This window comes from Rhodococcus sp. NPDC127593 (genome assembly GCF_042671975.1).
Lineage (GTDB): Bacteria > Actinomycetota > Actinomycetes > Mycobacteriales > Mycobacteriaceae > Rhodococcus_F.
In genome coordinates, this window is the sequence record NZ_JBHXWI010000040.1 from 37524 (window position 1) to 53341 (window position 15818).

Sequence of the window (15818 nt, forward strand, 5' to 3'; positions counted from 1 at the left end):
GCATTACATATCGCACCTCATAGTGCGTTATTTACACATCGATGGAGACGAATCCGTGTACGAAAGCATCTGGAGCGACCTGCAGGGCGTGCCGTTCGAACAGGGCTACCTGACAACCACCGCCGGTGTCAGGACGCGATACCTGCATGCCGGCGAGCGAGACAAGCCCACACTGATCCTGTTGCACGGATCCGGTGGCCACGCCGAGGCCTACGTTCGCAACCTTCGTGCCCACGGCGAACATTTCTCGACCTGGTCGATCGACATGGTCGGGCATGGCTATACCGACAAGCCGGGCCACCCGCTCGAGATCGAGCACTACGTCGCCCACTTGATGTCCTTTCTCGACACCATCGGGGTCGAACGCGCGCATCTGAGCGGTGAATCGCTCGGCGGATGGGTCGTGGCCCGAGCCGCCATCGACTTCCCGCACCGGGTAGACCGCCTGGTTCTCAACACGGCCGGCGGGTCACAGGCCGATCCCGTCGTAATGAACCGAATCAAGACCTTGTCGATGGCCGCCGCAACCGACCCGACCTGGGAAAAGGTGCAGGACCGGATCGTATGGCTGATGGCGGACAAGTCGAAGACCTACGACGACATCGTCGCGAGCCGCCTAGCGGTGTACACGCAACCGGACTACGCGAACGCGATGAGTGACACGATGGCCCTGCAGGATCCGCAGATCCGCGAGCGGAACCTTCTGACCGCCGACGACTACGGCCGCATCGTCGCCCCCACCATGGTGCTATGGACCAGCGACGATCCCACCGCCGATGTCACGGAAGGCAAGCGCATCGCGTCCATGATTCACGGGGCTGCCTTCGTCGTGATGGATGGGTGCGGCCACTGGCCCCAGTACGAGGATGCCGACACGTTCGATCGCATCCACGTCGACTTCCTGCGAAATGTGAACCAGTGACCACGACGGATCAGCCCCGGCCTGCAGCGGTGGAAACCCTCGACGCCGATGTCCTCATCGTGGGAGCCGGGCCGGTCGGACTGACCACCGCCAACTTCCTGGGGATGTACGGCATCAGCACACTGGTCATCGACTCGCGGGACACCCTCATCGACTACCCACGCGGAGTCGGGCTCGACGACGAATCGTTGCGTGGATTCCAGACGCTCGATCTCGTCGATGCAGTACTGCCGCATACGGTGCCGAACCAGATCATGCGTTTCGTCAATGGCAACAATCAGTTGCTCGCCGAAATCGCGCCCAGCGAAACCCCATTCGGCTGGCCTCGACGAAACGGCTTCGTCCAGCCTCTGGTGGACGCGGAACTGTTGTCCGGACTGGACCGGTTCGCCCACACCAGTGTCCTATGGTCGAGAACCCTGGTCTCATACGCAGAGACGCCCGACCGCGTGACAGCAACGATCGAGAAGGCAGACGGTGAGCGCTCCACCATCAGCACTCGCTATATCGTGGGAAGCGACGGCGGCCGCAGTACCACCCGACGCGTGATGGGGACCTCCTTCGACGGCACCACGGCATCGACCCGTTGGTTGGTAGTGGATATTCACAACGACCCGCTGGGCACCCCCAACATCTATGTAGGTGCAGATCCCCAACGCCCCTACGTGTCGGTGTCCATCGCGCACGGTATCCGCCGCTTCGAGTTCATGATCAAGCCGGAGGAAACCGACACGCAGGCCGAAGATCCGACCTTCGTCGCCTCGCTGCTGGCACCGTTCGTTGACGATCCCGCCTCACTCGACATCATCCGCCGGCGGGTCTACACCCATCACTCACGCATCGCGGGAGAATTCCGACGTGGCCGAGTCCTCCTCGCAGGAGATGCCGCTCACCTAATGCCAGTGTGGCAGGGCCAGGGTTACAACAGCGGCATCCGTGACGCCGTCAACCTCGGCTGGAAACTGGCGGCGGTGGTCAATGGCTCAGCCACCGACGCCCTACTCGACACGTACGATGCCGAGCGTCGCGAACACGCGACCGCCATGATCCAGCTCTCAACACTGGTGGGCAAGGTCATCTCCCCCACCAATAGGAGCCTTGCCGCAGTTCGTGACGTGCTGCTGATCAATCTCTCCCGCTTGCCGAGCCTGAAGCGCTACATCGTCGAGATGCGATTCAAACCGATGCCTCGATACAAACGCGGCGCGGTTCTGCACAATCCCGGCTCCGATCCCGCGAACTCCCCTGTTGGCCGACTGTTCATTCAGCCGCGTGTCGACACACGCTCTAAGCAGAACGTAATGCTCGACGAGGTACTGGGATCATGGTTCGCCATCGTCTGCTGGAACAACAGCCCCGCGGCAGTGCTCGACGAGAAGTCCTTCAGAGAATGGAAGAGCCTGGGAGCCAAGTTCTTCTCGCTTCGTCCGCTAACTCAGATGCATTGGCCTGACGATGATCACCCGGACGTCGAGGTGGTCGGCGACCGAAACGGGGACCTCAAAGCCTGGTTCGACACACATCAGGAATCGGTGCTGTTCATCCGACCTGACCGAGTCGTGGCCGGCGCCTGCACTGCCCAAAGCGCTTCGCCCATTGCACGGACGCTTACACACACGCTCTCGATGACCCCCGGAGATGACCATGCCACTCGCGCTCTGCTGCATGTCGCACAGCCCTCTGCTCGACCTCTGCACTCACGACCCTGAACTCGACGCAGACCTAAGCGCGGCGCTCGCAGCCGCCCGGGACTTCGTGACCGATTACAACCCCGATGCCGTCGTCCTGTTCACCCCGGATCACTACAACGGCTTCTTCTACAAGCTGATGCCCCCATTCTGCCTCGGATACGAGGCTTCCGGAGTAGGCGACTACGGTACCGCCGCCGGACCCCTCGATGTTCCACGAGACATCGCTGAAGGGTGCGCACGAAGCGCCCTCGACGCCGGCATCGATCTCGCCGTCTCCCTGAGCATGGAGGTCGACCATGGCGCAGTGCAACCCCTCGAGAAGCTTCTCGGTGGGATCCGAACCAAACCCGTGGTTCCGATCTTCATCAACTCGGTAGCAACTCCCCTGGGACCGATCAAGCGGGCACGCCTTCTCGGTCGATCCGTCGGCGAGTACCTCGCCACACGAAGCGAGCGAATCCTCATCATCGGATCCGGTGGTCTCTCCCATGACCCGCCGGTGCCGACTCTCGCAACAGCGACAAGCCACACCGCCGAGCGGATCATCTCCGGGCGAGCGATGACGCAGGCGCAACGACAAGCCCGCACCGAGCGGGTCATCACAGCCGCCGCCGATTTCGCGTCCGGAGCAGAGAATTTGAAGCCATTGAATCCCGCGTGGGACCGCGCATTGCTCGACCTTCTCACCAAAGGCGATCTCACGGCAGTCGACTCCTGGAGCAATAGCTGGATCGAGGAGCAAGCCGGCGGTTCCGCGCACGAAGTACGCACCTGGGTTGCGGCCTATGCTGCACTCGCTGCGGCTGGGAGCTACTCGCTGCAATACCAGTACTACCGACCCACCCCCGAACTCATCGCCGGATTCGCAATCACAACGGCGGTCCCACAGCCTGATTCGGTGGTGCGGGGCGACTCGGTATCGGAGCCTACTCGCACCCAGGACCAATAATGCTCGGCACCATCAACAAGGCTGGCAGAGTTCTCGACCTCTTCACCTTCACAACTCCCGAATGGGGGGTCAGCGAGGTCGCCGCGGAGATACGGGTCCCCAAGTCCAGTGCCCATGCTTTACTCGCCACGCTCACCGATATCGGACTACTCCGGCGTGTACCCGACGGCCGCTACCGCCTCGGCTGGCGAATCCCCGACCTCAATCGCACGCTGGTGGGCAGCACCGATTTCCTCGTAACAGCACGTGCTCGAACCCAGCAGCTAGCGGACCAGCTCCACGCCACGATTCACGTCGCGGCGCTGCGTGAGCACGACATCATCTACCTCGACAAGGTCATCGGCGGCGGTACCACCGACTTCGCATCATCGGGCGTCGGACTTGCGGCTCCCGTCCATTGCACCGCACTGGGGAAGGTGCTGCTTGCTGCCCTCGACACCAAGACTGCAGATGCACTTATCGACCGCCACGGTCTGAGCGGGCACACCCCGCGCACGATCACCTCCTCGACACGCTTACGTGAGGAACTCGTGGCGACGAGGAGGCGGGGATGGGGGTATGACCTCGAGGAAGCCGCCAATCGCGTCTGCTGTGTCGCCGCCCCCATCCGCGACCACACCGGGACGGTGCAGGCCGCCATCAGCGCCTCGATACCCCGCCAGCTTTTCGGCACCCGCCGAGACCTACTGCTAAGGAACATCCAGGCCGCCGCGGCCAGCATTTCCCGTCAGGCTTCCTCAACAGGGTCGGTTAGGCACATTGGTGTCGGCGTGGCCGGTTGATCCTCAGTTGCCATGTGGCGCCGCCATCAGAACGGTGTCAGATGGGTTCGACGCTGCGAGCGCCCTGGATCGTGCGGGTGGACACGGCGGCCCCGGATCTTCGCACTGCTGCGTCGCGATCGGGCGAGGATCTGCACACCCGTGGTCGGACCTGACGCTAACGCCACACCGGGGAGGGCCGGGCCGGGCATTCGCGTGGGCCCGTGTCGATTCGGATCGAAGCTGCGTGGACGGTCCTATAGTCGCCGACGGCCTCACCGGATCGGGAGAGGTTCGAAATTATGGGTGAGGTGAGCACACCTGAGCTGCACAGACTGCGGACCGCGTTCGAATGGCGTCCGAAAGGAAACTGGCAGAAACGACGGATGAGAGCTCGGCCCATTAGGTGCGCGTCACTCGGTCCGAGTCGGATCGGACGATCAAGTCACGCCGACGTCGCCGGCGCGGAGATCCACCGGCAACGCCATGGCGACCATTCAGCACATTGTTCGAGGCCGCTGCCCGTCCGCCCGTCGTGCGTGGCCACCACTCGCTGGCGCACCGGACTCTGCAGTTCGGAAGAAGCCGGTTGCATGTCCGTCGCCCAGTCCCGTCCGATCAAACGCGCGGGTTGCCCAGGGCCGTGATTGCCGCAGCGGAGAAAAACTTGAATCTCGGTGACCTTGCCGGCTCGTACCGTAAACCATTCCAGCGCCCGCATCGGGATGGTCTTTGCTCCTCGCCACGGGAAGAGACGACCGCGACCACATGGGCCGTACCCGTAGCGTCCGCGTCGTTGGCAATGATCTGCTCGAACTCGAGCTTTGCCGCGTGGATCGGTGATTCCGGCGACGCGATTCCCACGGTCATTGCAGCAACCGTCGTGCGGCCTTCGTATACGCCGCCCCATGGCAGGGACTCCGCTTCACGAACGACCACGTCTACGTCGAAGTACTTCGGCTGGATCGGCCGATTGGAATGCTGAATAGATTTCGCGGACGACCGCTTCCGCGGTCATCACATCCTCGGTCGGCGTCTTCGTCATGTCGCTACATCCTTCTCGGGTGTGATGCATCTGATCGAGACTGCGCTTTGCAGCCTCGGAGCGACGTTGATCGAGTGACGCCCCTCGGCCTTCGTGCAGCGTGAGCGCGGACGATTGATCGTCGATTGATTGTGTCAGCGAGCAGTGAGCCCGCCATCCACGACAATTGCCTGCCCGGTGATGAAGGACGCTTGATCGGACGCAAGGAAGGCCGCGACCGCACCGATCTCCTCGGGTCGACCCCATCGCCCCATGGGTACGCGCAACTTCTGGTTGACGACGAAGTCACTCTCTTCGTCAGACGCCCAGTTCGCGGCCGTCATTTGTGTCTGCACGTATCCGGGGCACACCGCATTGACGCGGATCCCTTCCTTGGCATAACGCAGGGCGGCATCCTTCGTTGCGCCGACTACTCCGTGTTTTGACGGACCGTAGCCGGTCGGGCCGATGGATCCGGTAATGCCAGCGATCGATGCGATGTTGATGACGGTCCCACCACCGTGGCGCTGCAAAGCCTCGATCCCCGCGCTCATACCGCGCCACACCCCCAGCAGAAACATGTCGACATTGCGTTCGAAGTCGTCCGCCCGTCCATCTGATGTCATACCTGCTGAGTTGACGACAACATCGATACGCCCGAAGCGGGCTTCGGTGGCACGGATAGACGCCGAGATGTCGTCTGCGCTCAGAACATTCGCGCGGACGAATTCGGCGTCGCATCCCTTGTCGGAGATGGCAGAAACGACCTCTTTCCCCGCGATCTCGTCGAGGTCGGCGACCATGACATGGGCACCGCTGTCCGCGAGTGCAAGTGCGATTGCCCGTCCGATCCCATTCGCACCACCTGAAATCCAGCAAACTTGGTCGTTAAGACTGGGATACATTTCCTTCTCCTTCGATGACCGCACATCGCCGATTCGGGTACTGCTGGCGACCTGCGGTTGATGTACCGAATGCGAACCTAGATAACCTCGTACGCGAGTCCCGCCCCGTTGGCCCCCTTGGTCAGGCGTCCCCACTTCAATCCTGGGAAATGAGCCGCCGCGAAAGGGACTTTGTTGTCGTAGATGTACTTGCGAAATCGTTCGATCGCTTCGCCAGCTTTAGCGTGATCGTGGTTGATGACAAATTCCCATCCCTCGACCAGCTCGCCGTGGGTATGGACGAGATCACCGATCAGCAACCCTTTCTCACCATCGGAGCGCAGTTCGATGACGGTGCTCCCGGGTGTGTGCCCGCTGGCGTCCATCGCGACGATGCCGGGCAACAGCTCGGTGTCGCCTTCGAAAAGTTCGATGCGGTCGAGTACAGGCGCGAAGCGCACCGAGACGAGATCACGTTCGACGTGCGTGACTGGAATCTCCCAGTCCTCGAGCTGATAATCGGGACGCGAGTAGTGGTCCCAATCGCGCCTGTCGATGCGGATGGTCGCGTTGGGGAAGTAGGGTTTCCCGTTGATCGAGGTCCACCCGATGTGATCGATGTGGAGGTGGGAGTAGATGACATCGGTGATGTCGAGAGGGCTGACGTCGAGCGCCCAGAGCGCCGACCGCAACCCTCCGCCGGTAAACGGCGGCAACGCCGGATCCGGACCCATTCCCGCATCGTGCAGGATCACCTTGTCGTCATAGCGAATCAGATACGACCCGATGGTATTGATCTGCTGGCCGGTGCACTGGTCGAGGAACCGCGCGTATGGCCCCCAATCGTCCTCGGTCGGGGCGTTGTCACCGATGAACAGTCCCTCTTTGTCGAGCACTGCCTCGCCATCGATGAGCCCATCGATTCGGATATCACCAATCTGCATTCTTTGCTCCTGATGCGACGTTTGTTTGGACAGCGTCCGCGGAAGGGGGCTCGATACCAGGTGCCCGACCGGTCGGCGGGTCGAAGTCTGAGGCTTCGGCCCGCCGACGATGCGGTGTCATCGGCCCGCGCTGCCGCGACGGCTCACAAAGCTGCCGGGCTCGATTCCTTGGCCCGTCGGAGGGATTCCGGAATGAGATCTTCCAAGTCGGCCTTGATGAGCAAGGCCAGTGTCCGCGAACCCGGGCGCACCTGGTTGATACCGCCGCCGTTGAACCACAGGCCGCGCTGGGCCGTCTGCCGCCACATGTTGGCCCACTCGCCCTCATCGTCCAACCTCGCAATATCACCGACTCGTTCGGCGACATCCTCACCGAACTGCTCGGCTACCTCGACCTTCCGGTTCTGGTATCCGGTCGCGAGCACGACGAGGTCCGCCTCGATCACGGTGCCGTCAGCAAGTGCAACTCCGTTCTCTACGAACGTGTCGATCCGATCGGCCTGGAGGATAGAAATTCCGCCGTCCGCGATCACGTTCGACGCTCCGACGTTGAGGTAGTACCCACCTCCCGTCCTCAGGAACAGATCCAGCCAGCCTGCACCGTCGTGCCCATCGCCCAGGCGCATGCCCGCGGCCGTGAGACCGGCCAGGAGTTCGGCGTCGCGATCCTTGGCGAACTGGTGATAGGTCTTCGACCCCGCCGTCCGGAGTGGGTTGATCAGGCCGACGCCGTAGCGGACATCGACAAGATGAGCCGGGGTGCCGTCGAAGTAGCTCGCGTATGCAAGATTTGCAGTTTCTACATTGTTCACGACAACGGGATTACGCTGCACCATAGTGACTTCGCAGCCGTTCTTGTACAGGTCGAGCGCGATGTCATGTCCGCTCGAGCCGACACCGACCACGAGCGCCTTCTTGCCCGCGTACTCACCTCCGCCGGTGAAGGCCGAGGAGTGCACCGTCATACCAGCGAACGATGACAAGCCAGCGAGATCAGGAATCCTCGGCTTGCCGCCGATACCGCCGGTCGCCAACACGATGTGCTGTGGGCGCAGCACCCGGGTCGAACCGTCCGCCTTGGTGACCGTGGCAGACCACCGGTGGTCCTGCTCGTCGTAGTCGGCGCCCACGAATTCCGACGACGACCAGATGTTCAGGTCAAGGTACTCGGAGTAGATCTCGAGCCAGTTCGCCAGCACGTCCTTCGGCAGATACTCCGGGTAGTCGTCCGGAAACGGGAGGAACGGGAAGTGGTTCATCTCGACGGGGTTGTGCAGGTTCAGCGAGTGGTACCGCTTACGCCAGTTGTCGCCGACGCGCTCGTGCTTGTCGATGATCAACGACGTGACGCCCAGCCGCTTGAGGTGCGCGGCCGTGATGAGACCGGCCTGGCCGGCCCCCACGATGAGGACCTCGGGCTCGGAATCGACGAACGCGCGCTGCCGATCTCGGTTCTGCAACCAGTTCTCACCCGGCTGCTCGGGTGTGAACCCGTACCCTCGGGGGTGGACCTCGGCGCTCTCGATGCCGGTCAGGCCCTCCAGTCGCGTGAACAGCGCCCGGCCGAGGAAACCGTATGGCGAAGAATCGTCCGGAATACCGTGTAGCAGACCCAATCCCAGACCTGACGCAGTCTCGAAGGAGAAGAAGACTTCGACGACGGCCGAGTCGCCTTCACCCATCACGTGGGGGTCCGGCCACTCCTCGGCAAGCCGCAGATTGGTCGGCCTAACCTCACCGGTGATGGAGAAGAGGAGTTCTTCGACCGCCTCACGTCCGTGGTACTGGTGGTAATCCCAGGTCAACGCGCCGTTGTCCCGCAAATACGACTCCTCGCGGAAAAGTTCCGCGAGCTTTTCTCGATCCTGTGTCGCCAGGGCAGTCTCGAAGTCGAGGAGCCAGCGCTCGGCGCCGAGCCGAATTTCCTTGGTCATGCTTTGTCCTCTTTCCTCTGTAGTGCGGGTTCGCCCGACCTTCTCGGGTGGGCGTCCCCCGCAATGGTTAGTTCTTCGTGAAGCTCAGTAGCAGTTGGTGGAAACCGTCAGGTTCCTCGATCTGCGGACAGTGCCCCACGCCCTCGATGACTGCCGAGGCGGCTCCGGGTATCTCCTCGGCCAATTCCTCTGCCCAGCCTTTCGGTTTGAGCTTGTCCTCCCCGCCCTCGACGATGAGGACCGGAACGGCAATCGAGTCGTAGCTCGGGTTCCCCTTCGGCTTGGGTTCCGAGGTTGCGGTGGGACGTTTGAACCGTGCGGCCGCGACCGCCTCCCATGCGCCGGGTGCGATGCTTGAGGCATAGCGGCGGTGGAGGTAGTCCATGTCGGTTCGCCAATATTCGCCGTGGAACAAGGCCTCGAGCAGGAGACGCATTCCGTGTACGGAGCCGTCGTACTCGAAGAGGGCATCGACGGAGTCGTTCGTCTCGAGCGGGCCGCCACCGCAAACGCTGACTAGTTTCCGAACCGGTAAAAGCGGCGATTCGGAGGCAGCGTCGTGGAGTAGCATCGCGCCGCCCATCGAGTTTCCCACGAACACGCCCTGATCGATCCCGACCTCGTTGCAGAAGCGGGACATGTGCCGGAGCCGGCGCGCCTTCCCATCCACGAAGTCGTGAACCTTCGCGGTTCCACCGAACCCTAGCCAGTCCGGAGCGATCACACGAAAGTGCTGTGACAGCTCGGTGACGTTGTTCTCCCAGCACAGTTCGGCGCAGGCACCGAACTCCCCGCCGTGCAGGAGTACCAGTGGTTCACCCCGGCCGACTTCGACGTATTGCGTTTCGATTCCATCGATGTCGATCGTGCGCCGCATGCCGTCCAGGTCTGCCGTGGTCCTACTCACCGCGGTCGCCGCCATCGCCTGCGCGCAGGGCGGTAGCAACGCTGCGATCGCGGGTCGCGGCGGCGATATGCCGGGCAGCGATATATCCGAAGGTCATCGACGGACCGATGGTGGCGCCGGCACCCGCGTAGCTGCGGCCCATCACACTGGCGACGGTGTTGCCGGTGGCGTACAAGCCGTCAATGACGGTGCCGTCTTCGCGGAGTACCCGGGCACGTTCGTCGGTGACTAGCCCACCGTTCGTACCGAGATCGCTGGGGACGATCCGGAACGCGTAGAAGGGCGGTTTGTCCACCACGGCAAGATTGGGGTTGTGGAAGGTCGGATCGCCATAGTAGTTGTCGTATTCGCTTTCCCCGCGATGGAAATCGAGATCACGGTGGTTGCGTGCGAACGAGTTGAAACGTTTCGCGGTGCGCTCTAGTTCGTCCGCGGGAACATCGATCTGCCGGGCGAGGTCGGACCAGTTGGCGGCGGCCTTGACCACGCCCGATTCAAGCCATGCCGTGGGGACTTTCCGTCCGGTCGGTACCGGAGCGCCCGGAATCTTCGGCAACGGCAGGTGCCCTGCGAACACGTATCGCCGCCAGGACCGCGAGTCGATGATCAACCATGAGGGAATGTGCGTCACACCGCTGCGTTGCCCAGCGATCACGGCGTGCCCAAAGTCCGTATAGGGGGCGGCTTCGTTCACGAACCGCTTACCTTCACCATTTACCACGAACTGCCCGGGAATCATGCGCTCGTTGAGCATGAACTGAATACGACCGTCGGGCCACTCGATAGCCGGGAACCACCACGCTTCGTCCATCAGATCGACAGCAGCGCCGATCTTCTGTCCGACCTTGATTCCGTCACCGGTCGCTGCCGGATTGCCCAGACTCCAGTCTCGGTCGATGACCGGCTCGTACAGCATGCGCATCGGCAGGTCGTGGTCGAAGCCCCCAGTGGCGAGGATCACTCCGCCGCGCGCGCGAACGCGCTCGGTTCGACCCTGTCGTTCGATCTCGATGCCCGAAACGATGCCGTCGTCATCGGCGATCAGAGCCGTCATCGGTGAGCTCAACCACAGATCCGTATCGTTTTCGCGGAGCGCAAGAAACAGCCTCGCCGAGAGCGATTGACCAATCGCGACGATGTTCTCACCGGTAAGGCGGGCCCGGAGCATTCGCCATGCCAGGCGCAGGAGAACTGCCTTACCCTTCCATGACTGGCGGATCTGATAGAAGTCGTGCAGTTCCTTGGGACCTAACCAGATACCCTTCGGCGCCAACGCCAGCGGTTTGATCAGCTTGTCCATGTAGGCGCCGAGGCGGCGCAGGTCGATCGGGGGTACGTTGACTGTCCGCCCGAGCGGCGAACCGCCGGGAAGTCCCGGATAATAGTCCGGATACCCGGGTTTCCAAACGAACTCCAGCTCATCGCTGAGGTCCTCAAGGAAGTCGAGCATGCCAGGAGTGTGTTCGGCGTACGCGGCGATGCGCTCGTCGGAGACAAGCCCCTGGGTGATCTCGGACAGATAGGTGCGAACCTCCTCCTGAGTTCCGCGGTAGCCGTCACGTATCAGCGCCTGCGCGCCTGGAGCCCAGATTCCGCCCCCGGACAGCGCGGTAGTGCCACCGAAAACGTCCGCCTTCTCCACCAGCAGCACGTCCAAGCCGGCCGCCTTTGCCGTCAGCGCAGCAGTCATCCCGCCCGCCCCGGAGCCGACAACCACGACATCGACGGTTGTATCGAATCGATCAATATCTGAACTCACGAACGCAACCTTCTTGGTGTTGTGAATACTTATTGCGCGGCAGGTGTTGCGGAGCGGTTCAGCACACCGCAAGCTGCAGCGGACATTCCGGATCTGCGGAATCCCGGTGATGGATTCGCGCGTTGTTCTTGATCAGGGCTCTTCCGTGAGCGAAGTCGGTCGGCCTGTTGACGCAGTCGATCGCGATGAGCTCACCGTCCGCCAAGTACAGAACGGTGAACGAATCTCCGTCGGAATCGCCGCGTGTGATCAGCGTGTCGTAACCAGTGCTGATTCCCGCCGACTTCAACTTCACACTGTATTGATCCGACCAGAACCAGGGCACTTCTACGTTCGGCGCGGGTTTACCGGTCAGGTCGGAGGCAACGACCTTTGCCTGTTCGCTCGCATTGTGCACCGACTCCAACCGGACTCTCCGTCCCCTGCTGTACGGGTGCAACTGACTTGTGCAGTCACCGATCGCGGATACACCGTCGATACTGGTCCGACACCACTGGTCGATGTCGACACCGTTGCTACACGCGGCGCCGGCAGCGGCCAACACCTCGATGTTCGGCTGCATACCGACCCCGATGACAGCAAGTTCCGCGGCAATCTCTGTCCCGTCACTCAGAACAACCGATTCCAGTCGTGTGCCGCGGCCACGAAACTCCGCCACCGTGGTGCCCAGCCTGAGATCCACACCGGCGTCGCGGTGCACCCTGAGGAAGTAGTCGGACACGACGCTCGAGGTGACCCTCTCGAGAACGCGCGCTCCGGCCTCGACCACGGTGACGTCCAGACCGAGCCCACGAAAGGCCGCGGCAGTCTCCAAGCCGATATAGCCACCGCCGACAATGACCGACCGACGGGCCTGAGATACCTCGGCCTTGAGCCGATCGGCATCCTGCTTCGTGCGAATCTGGTGGACTCCCTGACGGTCTGCACCCGGTGTGGGGAGCGATCGTGCGCTGCCGCCTGTGGCCCACACCAGTTGGTCATAGGTGATTTCCCTGCCGGCCTCGGTGCGGACGACCCGGCGATTGGGATCCACGTGGCAGACCTTGCCGTCATACATCAGCTCGACCGCGGAGTCGGCCCAGTAGCAGGCAGATCGGAGCGGAAGATTGTCGACGCTCTCGGTTCCGAGCAGGTATCCCTTCGACAAGGGAGGCCGCTTGTATGGCAGAGAGGTCTCACCGCTCAGCAGTGCAACAGACCCGCCGAAGTTGCCCTTCGTCAGGTTCGCGGCCAGGTTGACCCCTGCGTGGCCGGCGCCGACGATGACGACATCGTATTGGTGGTTCATTCGGTTCCCTATGCTGGTGGGATGGTCACGGATAGTCCGTCCACCCCCGTTTCCAGGTCGATCTGGCACGCCAACCTGCTGTTTTCGCGTACCTCTCCTACAACGAGGCAAGTGATTGCCTCTTCCTCGTCTGCGCTCTGACCCGAAATTTGACTGCGCCATTCCTCGTTGACATAGACGTGGCAGGTCCCGCATGACATTTCGCCGCCGCATTCGGCGTCGATTCCGGGGACGTCGCTATTGACTGCGACCTCCATCAGCGATTGACCAACGGCTGCGTCAGCTATGAACTCCGTCCCACTTGGATCGACGAAATGGATCTTCGGCATGGTCAGCCCCTCTCGGCGCCGGCCGGTGCGGATGCGCTTTCCCGGGGCAGCACGGTCGCTGGATCCCACTTCACAGGCAGGTAATCGAAGCCGTGGATGACCATGACCTTGTTGCGAGTCGGTTGATGGTCGGGGTCGAGGTCGAGAGTAGGGATACGGTTGAACAATGCGGTGAAAGCGAGCTTCATCTCCTGACGCGCCAGGGTGTTCCCGATGCAGGTGTGGACACCTTTGCCGAAGGACATGTGCTTCTGCAGCTCGGAACGGTCGCGGTCGATCTTGAACCGGCGGGGCTCGGTGAAGACGTCCTCATCCATGTTCGCCGACGCGAAGACAGCGCGTACCTTCGTCCCTTCCTCCATCGTCACACCGCCGACGGACACCTCGCTGGAGGTAGTTCGCACCAGTCCCTCGATGGGGGCCATGTACCGCAGTACTTCTTCGACTGCGGTGTTGATCAGCTCGGGGCGCTCCTGCAATTTGCCTCGCTCGTCGGGATTTGTGCAGAAGAGGTAGACACCGTTGGCGATCGCGGTAGCGCTCGACTCGAATCCACCGGCGATCATCTGGGCGAACGCCTGCACCACCTCGCCATGACTGAAGTGGGCACCCTTATCGTCTGGGGTGGTGATGAGCATCGTGAGGGCGTTGGGTTCCGTTTCTCCACGCTCGACGGCGGCCACCTGCTCCTGACCCCACGTCGCGACGCACTCGCTGATCGCCTCCATCGCGTTGCCGCCGCGCTTCGCAGCTTCGTCGTCGCCGCCCCAGATGGACAGGATGGCCATTGCCCACTCCTGTACGTCTTCGGCCTTCTCGAGGGGCATCCCCAGCAGGTAGGTGAGCATTCCGCTGGTCAGCGGGAGTGCGAAGTCCTTCATGATGTCGGCGCGTCCGGCGGCGGCCAAACCGTCGATGAGGTCGTCGATCCGATCCTGGAGCATGGGAACGAGCGGCGCGATCACCTTCGGCGAGACGGACGGCTGCGCGATGCGACGAGATCTCTTGTGCGCGTCACCGTCGGACCATGCCAGGGTTCCGCCACCTTCTGGTGGTCGGATCCGTTCGGGTCCGGAACCCTCCGCACTGAGGAACAGATCGGGATTCATCAGACACTTTTCGATGTCTGTGTAGCGCGTGAGGGAGTACATCTCGTCGACCTGTCCGGATACGAACGGGTTGTCGTTGAGTTGCTTCAGCTGGTCCTCAGAGAATCGGTGGTGGTGCACCGGGCATTTCTGACGGAGCTCCGCGAAATGTTCCTCTACCGCGGGCTTCGCGTCCGGCGAGCACGGGTCGTATGCACTCGGATCGTATTCGTTAGAAATTTGACTGGTCATGAAGTCCCACCTTCGAGTGATTGAGCACTGGCCATCCGCTTCGCGTCAGACGAGGGGTGGCACCGTATCGGTCGTCGGTGGCCTCGCGCAGGTCGTACCGCCGACGCATATGACGCTAATCACTTCACCCCGAATCGCGGAGTCATGTTCAGCTATCCCGAACGACGGTTTCGGACTGCCCTTACGCATGGCTAACGTCAGCGGCATCAGACTCGGTCAGAATCCTCGCAGGTCTGCGGGACCATGACTTATCGCGTGCCCCACGCCTGGCACAAGGATCCCCGTAAGGAGTGCACCCGGATGACGATCGTGAGCGCCGCATCGAGAGCCCACGACTTGTACCTTGCGCGCCGAGATAGGATGCCGATCTCACCGTTCACGGATTCAGACGCCTCCCTCGGGATGGACGACGGCTACGAGATTCAGCAAGAACTCGTTAAACTCCTTATAGCGCGGGGTGATCGGGTAATTGGACACAAGGTCGGTGCCACCTCAGCGGCAATGCAGCAGCTGATCGGCATCGACTCGCCCGACTACGGACCGGTCCTGGAATCAACAATGTATCGACATGGCGATTCGATCTCGCTCGGCGATTTCATTGCTCCCAAGATCGAGGCCGAGATCGCCTTCGTCCTAGGCGATCGACTGGTAGGCCCCGGCGTGACATACGAACAAGCGCGCCAGTCGATTGCAGGGATGTCGGCGTCGATGGAAATCGTCGACTCACGCATCGAGGATTGGCGTATCAAACTCGCCGACACCGTCGCCGATCTCGCCTCCAATGGCGCACTCGTCGTCTCCGACGCTGCCGTACCGCTGGACACGAGCGAACCACGAGCAATCAGGATGTCCCTCACGAAGAACGGGAAAGTCGTGGCGGCGGGCATCGGCGCCGATGCCCTCGGCGATCCGATCACCGTTCTCATCTGGCTCGCGAATGTATTGGGTAGCAACGGTGTCGCCCTCGAGCCCGGCCACCTGATACTCACGGGGGCACTCCACGCGGCGGTGCCGCTGCAAGCCGGAGACACCTTCCGCGCCGAATTCGATCATCTCGGCGCGATCGAGGTCACGGTGACCGACTGA

The 15818-nt window shown here is 62.2% G+C and carries 14 protein-coding genes; 5 read left to right on the forward strand and 9 right to left on the reverse strand.

Annotated features, from left to right (window positions below):
* Positions 1 to 37 precede the first annotated feature (37 nt).
* The 4 genes from ACFVJ3_RS32080 to ACFVJ3_RS32095 are packed head-to-tail and all read left to right on the forward strand — an operon-like array spanning position 38 to position 4344.
* Positions 38 to 922: an alpha/beta fold hydrolase gene (locus tag ACFVJ3_RS32080; RefSeq protein ID WP_378455950.1), complete on the forward strand. Its 885-nt coding sequence runs from the start codon at positions 38 to 40 to the stop codon at positions 920 to 922.
* Complete coding sequence (locus ACFVJ3_RS32085) at positions 919 to 2631, forward strand: bifunctional 3-(3-hydroxy-phenyl)propionate/3-hydroxycinnamic acid hydroxylase (protein WP_378455903.1); 1713 nt, start codon at positions 919 to 921, stop codon at positions 2629 to 2631. Before ACFVJ3_RS32080 ends, ACFVJ3_RS32085 begins: the two co-directional genes overlap by 4 nt.
* Positions 2588 to 3562 (forward strand): 3-carboxyethylcatechol 2,3-dioxygenase, encoded by a 975-nt coding sequence (locus tag ACFVJ3_RS32090; RefSeq protein ID WP_378455904.1) that lies wholly within the window; start codon positions 2588 to 2590, stop codon positions 3560 to 3562. The genes ACFVJ3_RS32085 and ACFVJ3_RS32090 overlap by 44 nt, the downstream gene beginning before the upstream one ends.
* The gene (locus ACFVJ3_RS32095; protein WP_378455905.1) at positions 3562 to 4344 is read left to right on the forward strand and encodes an IclR family transcriptional regulator; all 783 of its coding nucleotides are present in this window, start codon (positions 3562 to 3564) and stop codon (positions 4342 to 4344) included. Before ACFVJ3_RS32090 ends, ACFVJ3_RS32095 begins: the two co-directional genes overlap by 1 nt.
* Before the next feature lie 597 nt (positions 4345 to 4941).
* Here ACFVJ3_RS32095 and ACFVJ3_RS32100 read toward each other — a convergent pair.
* From ACFVJ3_RS32100 to ACFVJ3_RS32140, 9 genes are all read right to left on the reverse strand, one after another.
* Positions 4942 to 5193, reverse strand: a complete 252-nt coding sequence (locus tag ACFVJ3_RS32100; RefSeq protein ID WP_378455906.1) for a hypothetical protein — start codon at positions 5191 to 5193, stop codon at positions 4942 to 4944.
* A gap of 309 nt (positions 5194 to 5502) precedes the next feature.
* Entirely contained in the window at positions 5503 to 6252 is a 750-nt protein-coding gene (locus ACFVJ3_RS32105; protein ID WP_378455907.1) for an SDR family NAD(P)-dependent oxidoreductase, read from the reverse strand.
* A 77-nt stretch (positions 6253 to 6329) separates the two neighbouring features.
* On the reverse strand, positions 6330 to 7175 hold the full coding sequence (locus ACFVJ3_RS32110) for an MBL fold metallo-hydrolase (RefSeq protein ID WP_378455908.1): 846 nt from the start codon (positions 7173 to 7175) through the stop codon (positions 6330 to 6332).
* 143 nt (positions 7176 to 7318) lie between these two features.
* Entirely contained in the window at positions 7319 to 9109 is a 1791-nt protein-coding gene (locus tag ACFVJ3_RS32115; RefSeq protein ID WP_378455909.1) for a flavin-containing monooxygenase, read from the reverse strand.
* 67 nt (positions 9110 to 9176) lie between these two features.
* The gene (locus ACFVJ3_RS32120; protein ID WP_378455951.1) at positions 9177 to 9995 is read right to left on the reverse strand and encodes an alpha/beta fold hydrolase; all 819 of its coding nucleotides are present in this window, start codon (positions 9993 to 9995) and stop codon (positions 9177 to 9179) included.
* 13 nt (positions 9996 to 10008) lie between these two features.
* A complete protein-coding gene (locus ACFVJ3_RS32125; protein ID WP_378455952.1) occupies positions 10009 to 11763 on the reverse strand; it encodes an FAD-binding protein in 1755 nt (584 codons plus the stop codon).
* Positions 11764 to 11833: 70 nt separating this feature from the next.
* On the reverse strand, positions 11834 to 13063 hold the full coding sequence (locus tag ACFVJ3_RS32130) for an NAD(P)/FAD-dependent oxidoreductase (RefSeq protein WP_378455910.1): 1230 nt from the start codon (positions 13061 to 13063) through the stop codon (positions 11834 to 11836).
* Between the two features lie 8 nt (positions 13064 to 13071).
* Positions 13072 to 13392 (reverse strand): 2Fe-2S iron-sulfur cluster-binding protein, encoded by a 321-nt coding sequence (locus ACFVJ3_RS32135; RefSeq protein ID WP_378455911.1) that lies wholly within the window; start codon positions 13390 to 13392, stop codon positions 13072 to 13074.
* 2 nt (positions 13393 to 13394) lie between these two features.
* Entirely contained in the window at positions 13395 to 14732 is a 1338-nt protein-coding gene (locus tag ACFVJ3_RS32140) for a cytochrome P450 (protein WP_378455912.1), read from the reverse strand.
* Between the two features lie 402 nt (positions 14733 to 15134).
* On the opposite strand from ACFVJ3_RS32140, the gene ACFVJ3_RS32145 reads away from it, so the two are divergent.
* The gene (locus ACFVJ3_RS32145) at positions 15135 to 15818 is read left to right on the forward strand and encodes a 2-keto-4-pentenoate hydratase (RefSeq protein ID WP_378455913.1); all 684 of its coding nucleotides are present in this window, start codon (positions 15135 to 15137) and stop codon (positions 15816 to 15818) included.

Bases quoted from the DNA above. Each gene is read 5' to 3' on its own strand.
- ACFVJ3_RS32090 (WP_378455904.1), top strand. From the start codon at position 2,588: ATGTCGCACAGCCCTCTGCTCGACCTCTGCACTCACGACCCTGAACTC.
- ACFVJ3_RS32095 (WP_378455905.1), top strand. From the start codon at position 3,562: ATGCTCGGCACCATCAACAAGGCTGGCAGAGTTCTCGACCTCTTCACC.
- ACFVJ3_RS32100 (WP_378455906.1), bottom strand. From the start codon at position 5,193: ATGACCGTGGGAATCGCGTCGCCGGAATCACCGATCCACGCGGCAAAG.
- ACFVJ3_RS32105 (WP_378455907.1), bottom strand. From the start codon at position 6,252: ATGTATCCCAGTCTTAACGACCAAGTTTGCTGGATTTCAGGTGGTGCG.
- ACFVJ3_RS32110 (WP_378455908.1), bottom strand. From the start codon at position 7,175: ATGCAGATTGGTGATATCCGAATCGATGGGCTCATCGATGGCGAGGCA.
- ACFVJ3_RS32115 (WP_378455909.1), bottom strand. From the start codon at position 9,109: ATGACCAAGGAAATTCGGCTCGGCGCCGAGCGCTGGCTCCTCGACTTC.
- ACFVJ3_RS32130 (WP_378455910.1), bottom strand. From the start codon at position 13,063: ATGAACCACCAATACGATGTCGTCATCGTCGGCGCCGGCCACGCAGGG.
- ACFVJ3_RS32135 (WP_378455911.1), bottom strand. From the start codon at position 13,392: ATGCCGAAGATCCATTTCGTCGATCCAAGTGGGACGGAGTTCATAGCT.
- ACFVJ3_RS32140 (WP_378455912.1), bottom strand. From the start codon at position 14,732: ATGACCAGTCAAATTTCTAACGAATACGATCCGAGTGCATACGACCCG.
- ACFVJ3_RS32145 (WP_378455913.1), top strand. From the start codon at position 15,135: ATGGACGACGGCTACGAGATTCAGCAAGAACTCGTTAAACTCCTTATA.